At 55.6% G+C, this 12,597-nt stretch carries 11 protein-coding genes; 9 read left to right on the top strand and 2 right to left on the bottom strand.

Annotated elements, in window-relative coordinates:
* Nucleotides 1–9 precede the first annotated feature (9 nt).
* Nucleotides 10–279 (top strand): spike base protein, RCAP_Rcc01079 family, encoded by a 270-nt coding sequence (locus tag ACR0D7_RS17460; protein ID WP_480680161.1) that lies wholly within the window; start codon nucleotides 10–12, stop codon nucleotides 277–279.
* Between the two features lie 248 nt (nucleotides 280–527).
* Entirely contained in the window at nucleotides 528–1,577 is a 1,050-nt protein-coding gene (locus tag ACR0D7_RS17455; protein ID WP_480680160.1) for an NAD-dependent epimerase/dehydratase family protein, read from the top strand.
* A gap of 75 nt (nucleotides 1,578–1,652) precedes the next feature.
* Here ACR0D7_RS17455 and rtcR read toward each other — a convergent pair whose 3' ends face one another.
* Nucleotides 1,653–3,239, bottom strand: coding sequence for an RNA repair transcriptional activator RtcR (gene rtcR, locus ACR0D7_RS17450; protein ID WP_480680159.1), 1,587 nt, complete (start codon nucleotides 3,237–3,239; stop codon nucleotides 1,653–1,655).
* 172 nt (nucleotides 3,240–3,411) lie between these two features.
* On the opposite strand from rtcR, the gene ACR0D7_RS17445 reads away from it, so the two are divergent.
* Both ACR0D7_RS17445 and ACR0D7_RS17440 read left to right on the top strand, forming a co-directional pair.
* Nucleotides 3,412–4,968: a vWA domain-containing protein gene (locus ACR0D7_RS17445; RefSeq protein ID WP_480680158.1), complete on the top strand. Its 1,557-nt coding sequence runs from the start codon at nucleotides 3,412–3,414 to the stop codon at nucleotides 4,966–4,968.
* A gap of 790 nt (nucleotides 4,969–5,758) precedes the next feature.
* On the top strand, nucleotides 5,759–7,171 hold the full coding sequence (locus tag ACR0D7_RS17440) for an RtcB family protein (protein WP_480680200.1): 1,413 nt from the start codon (nucleotides 5,759–5,761) through the stop codon (nucleotides 7,169–7,171).
* A 42-nt stretch (nucleotides 7,172–7,213) separates the two neighbouring features.
* Here ACR0D7_RS17440 and ACR0D7_RS17435 read toward each other — a convergent pair whose 3' ends face one another.
* The gene (locus ACR0D7_RS17435) at nucleotides 7,214–8,167 is read right to left on the bottom strand and encodes a LysR family transcriptional regulator (RefSeq protein WP_480680157.1); all 954 of its coding nucleotides are present in this window, start codon (nucleotides 8,165–8,167) and stop codon (nucleotides 7,214–7,216) included.
* A 160-nt stretch (nucleotides 8,168–8,327) separates the two neighbouring features.
* Here ACR0D7_RS17435 and ACR0D7_RS17430 point away from each other — a divergent pair, with 160 nt between their 5' ends.
* The 5 genes from ACR0D7_RS17430 to ACR0D7_RS17410 form a co-directional block, all read left to right on the top strand.
* Nucleotides 8,328–9,344, top strand: a complete 1,017-nt coding sequence (locus ACR0D7_RS17430; protein WP_170384036.1) for a TRAP transporter substrate-binding protein — start codon at nucleotides 8,328–8,330, stop codon at nucleotides 9,342–9,344.
* 67 nt (nucleotides 9,345–9,411) lie between these two features.
* Nucleotides 9,412–9,948: a TRAP transporter small permease gene (locus ACR0D7_RS17425; RefSeq protein ID WP_170571830.1), complete on the top strand. Its 537-nt coding sequence runs from the start codon at nucleotides 9,412–9,414 to the stop codon at nucleotides 9,946–9,948.
* Nucleotides 9,949–9,966: 18 nt separating this feature from the next.
* The gene (locus ACR0D7_RS17420; protein WP_480680156.1) at nucleotides 9,967–11,307 is read left to right on the top strand and encodes a TRAP transporter large permease; all 1,341 of its coding nucleotides are present in this window, start codon (nucleotides 9,967–9,969) and stop codon (nucleotides 11,305–11,307) included.
* Nucleotides 11,308–11,325: 18 nt separating this feature from the next.
* Entirely contained in the window at nucleotides 11,326–11,820 is a 495-nt protein-coding gene (locus ACR0D7_RS17415) for a universal stress protein (protein WP_480680155.1), read from the top strand.
* 128 nt (nucleotides 11,821–11,948) lie between these two features.
* Nucleotides 11,949–12,597: thiamine pyrophosphate-binding protein (locus ACR0D7_RS17410; protein WP_480680154.1), on the top strand; the 649-nt coding region annotated here is incomplete at its 3' end.

The following is a 12,597-nucleotide window of genomic DNA, read 5'->3' as shown; positions in this document are numbered from 1 at the left end:
ACCTGCTCCATGAATTCGAACCCATTCACCAACCGCGTTTCCAGTCTTTCCGGTCCAGCGCGTGATATCGTACCTGCCATACTTTCTGACACGATGGATATGGCGGATGCAGCAATCGGTCTGTACGTTGAAACAGGCGGATCGGTTGTCTTGACCACAGTGCGAGGTGAGACCCGAACCGTTCAGGTGGCGGATTTTTCAATCTTACCTGTGGGCGTCATTCGCGTGCATTCCACAGGCACGACGGCTTCGGGGATACACGCATTGGTTCTGGAATGAAAATGATCTGAAGGTATGCCAACCAACGCATCCTAGAATAGAATGATTGATGCCTTGTCCTGTCGTTCCCTTTCGAGCGGCAGTTTTTTAATTTTCGTGGCTTGGCCCCGTAGGTTCCGTCACATCTCTGCCGAACTCTGTTTTTGAACTATGGATGTGGTATCCATACCGTGACCTTTTGGGTTGAAAATCACAATTATCGGGCTCAACAAAGATTAATTGATTTCGATTTAGGCAGGGGCAGCAATATGCAGAGCGTTCTCATAACCGGATCGGCCGGTTTCATCGGCTTTCATTTAAGTAAACTGCTGCTACAGCATGGCTACTGCGTGGTCGGGCTGGACGCGCTAAACGACTATTATGATGTGACACTGAAAGAGACCCGCCATGGTATGCTGGCGCGTCAACCTAATGGAGAGAATTTCACACCCGTGATCGGAAAGGTCGAGGCCCCCGATTTGGTGATGAACCTGTTTCGCGAGCACGAATTCGATTTTGTCGTGCACCTCGCGGCTCAGGCTGGTGTGCGCTACTCGATCGAGAACCCGCGCTCGTATTTGGAAAGCAATCTGAACGGGACATTCGAAATTCTGGAAGCCGCCCGTGCGTATCCTCCGAAACACATGCTTCTGGCGTCTACATCTTCTGCCTTCGGGGCCAATACCGAGATGCCTTACAAGGAAACTCAGCGCGCTGATCACCAATTGTCCTTCTATGCGGCCACCAAAAAAGCGACCGAGAACATGGCGCATTCTTATGCGCACCTTTTCGACTTGCCGGTCACCATGTTCCGCTTTTTCACGGTGTACGGCCCTTGGGGACGGCCGGATATGGCCCTGTTCAAATTCACTAAGGCGATCCTCGAAGGCAATCCGATCGACGTTTATAACCATGGCGATATGAAGCGGGATTTTACCTATGTCGAGGATTTGGTAGAGGCTATCCGCCTTTTAATGGATGCAATACCAGTTCGGCCTACAGATGGGCGCGTACCCGAGGGTGACAGTCTATCACCTGTTGCTCCTCATCGGGTGGTAAACATCGGCAACAATGACTCTGTGCATTTAACCGCGTTTATCGAGGCAATTGAAAGGGCCACCGGCATCAAGGCGGAAAAGAACATGATGCCAATGCAGGCCGGAGACGTGCCCGCAACCTGGGCTGATGCTTCATTGTTGAACGACCTGACCGGATATCAACCCAAGACCTCGGTTGACGATGGGGTCGCCGAGTTTGTGAAGTGGTATCGTGGATTTTATCGCCCCAATGCCGCTGGAGCTGACGCAAGCAAAAACTAACGGGTGTCCATTGCCGTGAAGATAGCGCATATCAAATGTGATTAATGGGAGGGAAGAGTGCCATAGGAAAGGCCATCAGTCTTGACCCCCTCTGCTGCTCGTCACGGTTTCCCAATCCAACCCAAATTTCTGCAGATATTTTCGCAACCGATCTGCATCGTTCTGAGTTTTGCGCTTTTGCCGAGACATTGCAAAAAGCTCACGGCCCGCCGCACTTAGATTGGGAGTGTTCTGACAGGTGTGTATAACCCGGGCCAACTGCACAAGGTCAAATGGATCAATATCTAATGCAGCGTCACCAAGCACGTGGTGTACCGAGGTAAAGTCCGTATCTGACGTGGCAGCCGCCCAACTGGAGCGCAGATTTGCAATCTCTTCCTCAACCATGGTCCGCGTGATCCGACCTCGGGGTGCGAGGGTGCACAGGCGTTTGATCGAGCCGCTGAAATCCCTGAAGTTGCCGGGCCACTGCGTGGCGGGGTTGGTGGCAAACTTTAGATAAGCCTCATGTGCATCTGCGTTGAAGCCCACCTGAGTGCCCAGTGCACGCTCAGATCGGGCAAGTTCGAATTTTAGGTTGGCCTCAATATCTTCCTGACGCGACCGCAGCGCGGGCAGAGTAAAACGCCACATGCTCAAGCGTGCCAGTAGATCAGGACGGAACTGTCCGGCAGCGGCTAAGACGTGCAGGTCACGGTTAGCCCCAGCGATGATTTGAAAGCGGCTGGCTATTTCGTGGTCGGACCCCAGGGGATAAAACCGGCCAGTTTCGATCGCATGCAACAGGACCGATTGTTCATTCCAGCCCAGTTCATCAATTTCATCCAGAAATAGTACACCACCATCGGCTTCACGCAGTAAACCGTTGCGCTCGGTCCCGGCCTGACCCAGATAGCTGCGCCGCTGGCCAAACAATGTGGCCAGCGCATCCGGCCCATTAAGCGTGGCGCAGTTGACATGAACCAAACGCCCCTTGACCCGCCGTCGATCAAGTTTGAGCGTATAGATCCGCTCTGCCAATTGTGTCTTGCCGGTCCCGGTTTCGCCAAGCAGTAGGATTGGTTCGTCCGAGTTGCTGGCGATCAGCTCGATCCGGTCGATCTGTGCATTATATTGAGGATTGCGCGTTTCGATTCCGTTTTTAAGCTGATCGCTATATTCCCGCGACAATTGGTCGAACCGCTGCTGCAGTGCGTTATACCGGCTGAGGTCCAGATCAATGATGTCGAATTTCGGGATGTCTTCGTTCGGACCGGGTGGGCCAGTCTGAATCAAGCGTGCAGGGATGTGGCGGCTTTCAGTTAGCAGGAACCAGCAGATTTGCGCAACATGGGTGCCGGTGGTCAGGTGGACGTGATATTGCTCGCGCTCTTCATCAAAACCGTATCCGCGCGCGAAATCGAACAGCTTGCCATAGACCTCCTGAAAATCCCATGGATCGTCCAGATCCATTTGGTGCAGCAGGACTTCGGTTTCAGGAGATAATTCTTCAACCTCCCGTTTGACCTGATGGGCGAGCCGGTTGAATTTCAGATCGTAAAGAATTTCAAGCCGATGAACGTCAAAGTGGTCATGGGCGACAAGGCTGGGCGTCGGTTTCCACCGCCGTTTCTTACCCATATCCAACTGGGTGCCGAGGAATCCGATGACAACGTTTTTCATATCTTAGCGAAAACTATAAAAGGCGATATGAAAATATCGTACTGATAGGAGATCAATTAATCAATTCTCAAAAAAACAGTTTAAAAACAGTGTAATACGTGAATATCGCTTTTTTCTCTGCTCGGTAGCCGTCCCATGGCAAAACCGTCTCATAGCAAATGAGGACAAAGAAATGGCGAACAAATCCGTGTTTGCATCGATGAAAGGCCGGTTGCTGCCGAAGGCAACTGCAAGGAACGCCCATGGCGCACCGGCTTACGCTTATTCCGATGCCCATGCTCTGGCTCAGGTCGCCGTGACCGGGACTTTTGGGGGTATGTTTTATCAGTCGCCACAGGAAGAACTGGAATACGTTCTGGATGTGGCCGAAGCCGTTGAACCGAAGTTTCTGGCGCAGGCGACTATCTATGCCCGTCAGTCGGGGTACATGAAGGATATGCCCGCTGTGTTGCTGGCCGCTCTGGCCCGGCGAGACCCGGTTCTGTTTCGGGCTGTTTTTGGACGTGTCGTTGATAACGGCAAGATGCTGCGCACTTTTGTGCAGGTCATTCGGTCAGGTCAGACGGGGCGTAAGTCTCTGGGGTCGGCACCGAAAGCGATGGTGCAGAACTGGCTGAACACTGCGTCCGATCGGGCGCTGCTGAACGCCAATATCGGGAACGACCCGTCTTTGGCGGATGTGATCAAGATGGTGCACCCGAAACCGGTCTCGGCCGAGCGGGAGGCGCTGTTTGCCTGGATCGTCGGGCGGCCGTGCAATCTGGCACGGCTGCCGCAGGCTCTGAGGGATTGGATCGCGTTCCGTGAGACCGGAAAGGGTCCGGTGCCGGATGTGCCGTTTCAGATGCTGACGCAGCTAGAGTTGTCGCCGGAACACTGGGCGCGGATTGCGCGCAAAGGATCGTGGCAGATGCTGCGGCAGAACCTGAACACGTTTCAGCGTCACGGCGTTTTTGACGTGGCCAAGAATGTGGATCAAGTGGCAGCACTGCTGCGGGACCCGAAGGCCATCGCCAAGGCGCGAGCGTTTCCGTACCAGTTGATGGTGGCAGCGCAAAACGTGGCCGGGGATATGCCGCAAGACATCGTGGACGCACTGCACGATGCGATGGAAGTCGCTGCGCAGAACGTGCCGCAGGTTGCGGGGCAGGTTGTCGTGTGCCCGGATGTTTCGGGTTCAATGACTTGGGCCGTGACCGGGTACCGTCCGGGGGCGACCTCGGCAGTGCGTCACGTGGATGTGGCCGCGCTGGTTGCAGCGTCGTTCCAGCGGGCGAACCGCGGGTGTCAGGTGCTGCCGTTCGACTTCGATGTACGTGATGTGCGTCTGGAGCCGCGCGACACGATCCTGACCAACGCCGAACGCCTGGCCGCGTTGGCCGGAGGTGGGACGAACTGTTCCGCGCCGCTGGCTTGGTTGAACAAGCGCGGTCGCGCGCCGGACCTAGTGGTGTTCGTGTCCGATAACCAATCCTGGGTGGACGCCCGGAACGGTGGGCAGGGCACAGCGATGTTGAAAGAATGGGAAGTGATCAAGCTTCGCAACCCGAAGGCCAAGCTGGTCTGCATCGACATCGCCCCATACGGGACCACGCAGGCGCAGACGCGTGCCGATGTGCTGAATGTCGGCGGGTTCTCGGATGCGGTCTTTGATCAGATCGCGGCCTTTGCCGAAGGTAAAACTGGCCCGGATCATTGGGTCGGTGAGATTGAAAAGATCGACGTATAATAAAGGTTCGGGCGGTGTACCGCCCGACCAGCAAAACAACATCAGGCAGAATGCCGGTGGGACTACATCGCTGAACCCGATCCGCGCCCGAAGAGGGCGCCGTCTCACCATTCCTTGTCTGCCTGACCCGAATGCGAGAAAGAAAAAGGAAGGAACTCGCACTTAGCGCAGACAGCGCGGGGCCTTATACGAGGCAACCTGGGGGTTCGACTCTCCCACCTGGCGGGCGTTCTCTGGCATGGACGGGACCTCATACCGTGCTGTCTGCCCTAAGTGCAAAAATTCTCGGCGAATGCCGGTGGAACTACAGATTGTTAATCTCCTGGTCGCGGGTTCGAATCCCGCTCGTCCGAGCCCCTCGGGGGACGGGCGGTAGCTCAGTCGGGTAGAGCAGGGCGTTTCACCATGGTCGTGCTTTGCACGCAAACACGACCGCCTTGTCGTCGAGGCCAAAAACGAAAGGAAAACCCGGCGAATGCCGAAGGAACTACATGGCACCACAGGGACAGGTCGAGCGGGTTCAACTCCCCTCCGTGCCGGCGCCCAGACGGCAAACGCATCTGCCCATTCAGATGCGGGGCGGGCCTCCCAACTGTTTCTTCAATCTTTGTCGCCGGGGCCAATGACGTGTTGGGCGAATGCCCGCAGACCTACTGGTAGACGCACCCGAAAGGGGGACATGGGTCACCATATCGTGCTGGTTCAAGTCCAGCCCGGAGCGATCCGGTGGCGGAAAAATGGTTTGCGAACATTTTGTCGCCCAAGCAGGTTGGAAATGTGAGTGAAGAAGATGGATGAAAAGATTTTCGACCCGGTGACCGGGGAGCATCTGAAAGACTGGGGACATCGCCCCGGCAAGCAATTCCCCGCCCTGCTGGCGCGCGCGAATGAAATGCGGGCCGAGGGGTTTGGACTGGTTCGCATCCGGCAGGAGCTGGAGGGTGAGATTCCGCCAGTCCCGGTGACGATGGACCTGCGCGCGCCTGGAGAATTGGCGTTTCACGAAAACATCGACGCAGGCCACCCGGATGAGGAAGACAACGTCCAGAAAGTGCGCGAGACGATGACTGCGCTGATGCGGACGCCGACGATTGAGGCCGGGTCGATTATGCCCGATGCTTGTCCGGCGGGTCCGGTCGGCACAATTCCGGTGGGCGGAGTAGCGGCGGCCCGGAATGCAATCCATCCGGGGATGCATTCGGCGGATATCTGTTGCTCGGTTATGATCACTGATCTGGGCAATGCTGACCCGAAAGCTGTGTTGGATGCTGCGCAATCGGTGACGCATTTCGGTCCGGGCGGGCGACCGCAGGGCAAACGGTTTACGACTTCGCTGAAACTGATGGACGCGTTCCGCGAGAACCCGTTTCTGGACAACCCCAAGTCGCTGCGCATGGCGCAGGAGCATATGGGGACGCAGGGTGACGGGAACCATTTCCTGTTTGTCGGTCGGTCGCGCAAGACCGGGCGAACGGCGATTGTAACCCATCATGGCTCACGCGGGCCGGGGGCGGTTCTGTACAAGAACGGCATGGCAATGGCCGAGCGGTTCCGCAAGGAACTGTCGCCGCAGACATCCAAGCAAAACGCCTGGATTCCTGCGGATACGCAGGAGGGTCGTGACTATTGGGAGGCGCTGCAACTGATCCGCAAATGGACCAAGGCCAATCACAACGCGATCCATCAGGCGACGGTCGAGGCCGCGCGTGTGGGCGATGTAGGGAATCGGTTCTGGAACGAACACAACTTCGTCTTCAAACGGGGTGACCTGTTCTACCACGGCAAGGGCGCGACTCCGGCTTGGGGGGATTACGCCGCGGACGCCACTGGTCTGACACTGATCCCGCTGAACATGTCCGAGCCGGTTCTGGTTGTGCGCGGCAAGGATGCTGGACACGGTCTCGGATTCAGCCCGCATGGTGCCGGGCGGAACTTTTCACGTTCCGAGCATAAGCGCCGGATGGGTTCGGTGACGCCGGAGCAGATGCTGAAGGCGGAAACCGAGGGTCTCGATATCCGGTTCCATGCGGGTGGCGTCGATGCGTCTGAACTGCCATCCAGCTACAAGAGTGCGGACAACGTTGTGGAGCAGATTAAGTCCTATGATCTGGCCGAGATTGAGGACTACATCGACCCTTACGGCTGCATCATGGCCGGAGATGTCCCGCCGTTCTGGAAGAACCGGAAAAAGGGCCGGAAATAGAATTCCTGCCCCTTTGTCCAGCACGGGCGGAGGGGAGTATGCTCAAACGTTGGTCTCGGTAAGTATGCCTTCAACATTCTGGACATGTTCCTGGATCAGGACATCCAGAAACAATTTGGCGACGCGCGACATTCCTGGTTGTTTCCGCGTGGCAGCAGCAAATCTGGTTCGATAACGAATTTGGTTAGGCAGAATTCGCTTCATAATTTGCCTCTCGACAAATTTCTGCGCCAAATGATCTGGTAGGAAGGCCAAGTAACGGCCAGATAAAATCAGGATCGCCAGGGCCTGTTCATTCTGTACCTTGGCTGCACGTCTGAACCCTAGTTGCTGACCAACGATTAGGTTGGGAGAGTTCACATTTAGCCCTGCATAGCTGAACTGGTTAATATCCGCTGGTCCTAAATCGGTGTCCGAAGCATCAAACAATGGGTGGTTTTTGCCGCAATAGAGGTACATATTCTCACCATAAAGCGGCGAGTATTGCAGGCTGCTTGACGGGCGATGCAATGCAATGATCCCGATATCCAGCTGCCCCCCGATGACCATGGTTTCAATCACATTTGGCGGTTCCAGAGACAGTTCGATCTGCACGGCAGGCGCGGCTTCATTAAAATTGTGGATAGCGCGGGCAAGGTGGGATTCCGGGTTTGAAGCGCATTGATCGAACAGGGCTACTCGAACGGTACCAACCAACTGCTCTTTAATCTCGTTAACCTCGGTTCTGAATTGCGACACCGAGATGAGCAGTTCTTCGGCCGCGCGAAGAACTTTGTCGCCGTCATCGGTCAAGGAAAACCCTGATGGCCCGCGATTGCACAGCTTCAAACCAAGTCGCAGTTCCAAGTCAGATAAATGCTTCGAGATGGTGGACTTGCCGATATTCAATTCTGCCTCGGCAGCCGAAAGACCACCGCATTCGACGACTGACTTGAAAATCCGCAGCAGGCGGATGTCGGTATCCCCTATTCGTGTGGCGAGCGAATTATGATTCATCTTGTAAGTTCGATATATGTGAAACCTATCGCGCAAACTTTAACAACGAAGAAACACTTTGTGCAAGCTAGGTTCTTCTCGCCGAGGCAGAATCGGACTGGCTTACTCTCTCCCCAAGCTGGCGCGCACCTCGAAAAATCCGACAACTGGGAGGACATCCATGTCATTTATCAACAAGCTTGGCACCTTCACCGCCGCCGTTTCCGTGGCAGCGCTGATGGTCGCAGGCGCGGCAGATGCAAAGAACTTTAAGATCGCGGTAGGCGACAGCGCCGGCAGCGCACAAGAAGCCCTGGGCATCGCATTCGTCAAAGCGCTCGAGGAAAAATCGGGCGGTGAACACACAGCGACTCTGTTTCTGAACGGTCAACTGGGTTCAGAGCAGGACACCGTGAACGAAGCGGCCATCGGCACGCTGGACATGTCGCTGCTGGCCATCAACAACATCACGCCGTTTTCGCCGTCGGTAGGCGTATTCACCCTGCCTTATGTTATTCTCAGCTTGGAAGACGCCGAGAAACTGACACAAGGGCCAATCGGTCAGGAGTTGGTCGAAAACACCATTCGCGACGCTGGCGTGCGTATCATCGGATGGACCTATACAGGGTTCCGTCGCCTGACCAACTCGAAGAAACCGGTCAGCTCGGTTGCCGATCTGCAAGATTTGATCATCCGCGTTCCCAAGAACGAGATCATGATCGAAACCTATAAGGCATGGGGTATCAACCCGACTCCGATGGCTTGGTCGGAAACCTTTACTGGTCTGCAAACCAAAGTGGTCGACGGTCAGGACAACCCATATCTGACCATTAACGCAATGAAGTTCTACGAGGTTCAGGACCACGTCACCAACCTGCGTTACATCTTCTCGATCGAACCGCTGATCATATCCGAGGCTGTGTTCCAAGACCTGTCCGCAGAAGAACAGCAGATGATTCTGGAAGCCGGTCAGGAGGCAACTCTGGCGTCAGCGCAGTTCCTGCGCGACTCAGAAGCGGCGATCAAGGAAGAGCTGACCGCCAAAGGAATGGAAATCATCGATCCAGAGAACGATGAGGCCGAGTTCATCGAACTGGCAACTGGCGCAGTATGGCCGCAGTTCTACGAATCCATCGGCGGTGTCGAGAAACTGAACACAGTTCTCGAAGCCATCGGCCGCGAGCCGGTCCAACAATAATCGCCGCAGAGCGATACCGGAAAGAGCGCCACGGCGCTCTTTCCAACTCAGGGAGGAGGGAAACCATATGTTCTGGAAATTTCTGGACAATATAGAAAGTGTCATCTGCCGAATATTGTTATCGGGCTTCGTTTGCCTGCTGTTCGTGCAGATCGTCGCGCGCGAAGTTTTTGGGTTTTCGATCAGCTGGATCGAGGAACTCTCGGTCTACATGTTTGTTTGGTTCGTATACTTTGGTGCCAGCTACGCGGCCTTAAAGGGTGCCCATAACCGTGTGACGTTCCAGTTCAAGTTTCTGCCCAGCGGTTACATCAAATACATCGAAGCCTTCGCCGATCTCTTCTGGCTCTTCTTCAATGTCTATTTCCTGTATCTGGCCACGGATTTCGTTTTCAACAAGATGAACAAGTTCTGGAAATCTCAGACCTTGGGCGTTGAGATGAAGTACATCTACATGGTGCTGCCTTTGGCCTTCGCACTGATGACCTTCCGCATCATCCAGGTGAACTATCGCCGCCTGATCAAGGGCGAGGATATCCACGATCCCGATCAAATCGATCTCGACGAAATCAAAGCCGCCACCGAAGCGGCCAAGAAAGATTAAGGGCAGGGAGGACACATCATGGAATCCGAAATCGTCACAATTCTGTTTGGCTCATTCCTGCTTTTGCTGCTGATCGGCGCACCGATCACAGTGGCGCTGGGTGTGGCTTCGCTGTTTTCATTCTTGTACCTGGATGAAAACCCCATCAAATTCGTGCAGATCGCCTTTACCTCAGTCGGGGCTTTCCCGCTGATGGCGCTGCCCGCCTTTATTCTGGCCGGTGCCTTGATGGAGGCAGCCGGTATATCAAAACGCCTGATCAATGTCGCCGAAAGCCTCGCCGGTCCGTTTACTGGTGGCATCTCGGCTGCAACGGTCATGGCTTGCCTGTTCTTCGGTGCAATTTCGGGCTCGGGCCCGGCAACAACCGCGGCGGTGGGGATGCTGATGATCCCCGCAATGATCGACCGTGGATATGAGCGCGGCTATGCCTCGGCGATTACCGCTTCGTCAGGTGGCCTCGGGATCATTATTCCTCCCTCGATCCCGATGGTGATCTTCGGCATTGCCGCGCTCGGTATGGCACCTCCGCCGGAAGCCGTCGAAAAGTTCGGCACCTTCCAGTCGGTTTCGATCTCGAAACTGTTCATCGCGGGATTTGTACCCGCCTTCCTGATTGCCACCAGCTTGCTGATCCTGAACTTTTTCATGTCGAAAAAGCGTGGTTACAAAGGCGTTGCCGAAGGCTGGTCGATCCGTCACGTCGGTTGCGAGATGTATCGCGGGTTCTGGTCGCTGATGGCGCCGTTGGTGATCCTGGGCGGTATCTATACCGGCTTCTTCACGCCAACCGAGGCTGCAATCGTTGCCATCTTCTATACGCTGGTTGTAGGCGTCGTGATCTATCGCGAACTGACATGGCAATCGCTGTTTCAGTCGCTAGAGGCCACAACTTGGCTGACCGGGCGGGTGTTGTTGATCCTGTTTACCGCAACTGTGTTTGGTCGACTGCTGGTGGAAAACCAGATCCCAGCGATCATCGCGGATTCGATGCTCAGCTTCACGGACAACCTCTATGTGATCTGGGCATTGATCATCTTCTTCCTGCTGTTTGTCGGCATGTTTATGGAGACTTTGGCCACCATCCTGATCCTGGTGCCGGTGATGCTGCCGGTGGCCTATTCAGTGGGGATCGACCCAATCCACTTTGGCGTGGTGATGGTCTGTACCTTGGGCATTGGCTTCCAGACCCCGCCGCTGGGTGAAAACCTGTTCATTGCTTCGGGGATTTCGAACATCACGATCGAACAGATCTCGGTGCGCGCGCTGCCTTTTGCGGCTGCAAACACGATCGCGATCTTCATCATCGCCTTTTTCCCTGAATTGTCGCTGTGGCTGCCACGGCTGCTGGGCTACTGATCTGGAAAGGATGACGACATGAAAAAACTGGTCACCAACATCCTGTTTGCAACAGACTTGTCGGCGAATTCACCCCATGCCTTGCGATATGCCGCCAGCATTGCGCAGGGCACCGGGGCGCAAATTCACGTGCTCCACGTCAATGAACCTTTGTCGGACGACGCCAAAATCACGATGGAGATGTTCATCCTTAACGAAGAAACCCGCAAAACCGCTTTCGCGCGCCGTCATGAGATGGTGCGTAAGGTACTGGCCGAACGGCAGGCCAACTTCTGGGCGCGTTTCGAAGGAGATGATGCAAAGATCCGTGATCAGGTAACCTCGGTTGAGGTTACTGACGGTCACCCAGCCGAAGTTATTCTGCGCCGCTCGGTCGAACTGAACTGTGACCTGATCGTCCTGGGGGCGCATGATCACGGCTTCTCGCACACATTTCTGGGGACTGTCGCCAAACGCGTTCTGCGAAGGTCCAGAATACCAACGTTGATCGTGCCAAATCCGGACGATACCTGAACGTCCCGCTTTTCTGGGCACCGCTGAAAGCACAAGCCTGTGACCGCCGGAAATTGGCGGCCACTTTCTATGAGATCAATAAACCACTCAGCAGCGCGTTTGCTGTCTGCAAGTAAGGAAACACACCAATGAAGATGACGACGGAAGAGGCTTTTGTTAAGGTTCTGCAGATGCATGGTATCGAACATGCGTTTGGGATTATCGGGTCTGCGATGATGCCGATTTCGGATTTGTTCCCGAAGGCCGGGATCATGTTCTGGGACTGCGCGCATGAGGGCAGCGCCGGCATGATGGCGGATGGTTACACCCGCGCCACCGGCAAGATGTCGATGATGATCGCGCAGAACGGCCCCGGCATCACCAACTTCGTGACCGCGGTGAAGACCGCGTATTGGAACCACACCCCGCTGCTGCTGGTCACCCCGCAGGCGGCGAACAAGACCATCGGTCAGGGCGGTTTCCAGGAAGTCGAACAGATGAAACTGTTCGAGGACATGGTTGCCTATCAGGAAGAGGTCCGCGACCCGTCCCGCGTTTGCGAGGTTCTGAACCGCGTGATCATGCAGGCCAAACGCGCCAGTGCCCCGGCTCAGCTGAACATCCCACGCGATATGTGGACCCAGGTGATCGACGTCGACCTGCCCGCGGTTGTTGAATTCGAGCGCCCCTCGGGCGGCGAAAGTGCCGTGGCACAGGCGGCCGAGCTGCTGTCGAACGCCAAGAACCCGGTGATCCTGAACGGTGCCGGTGTGGTTCTGGCCGAAGGCGGCATCGACG

Source organism: Ruegeria sp. BB7, from assembly GCF_056539365.1.
The sequence above is the reverse complement of the archived record's forward strand: the minus strand, read 5'-3'. Positions and strand labels throughout refer to the sequence as shown.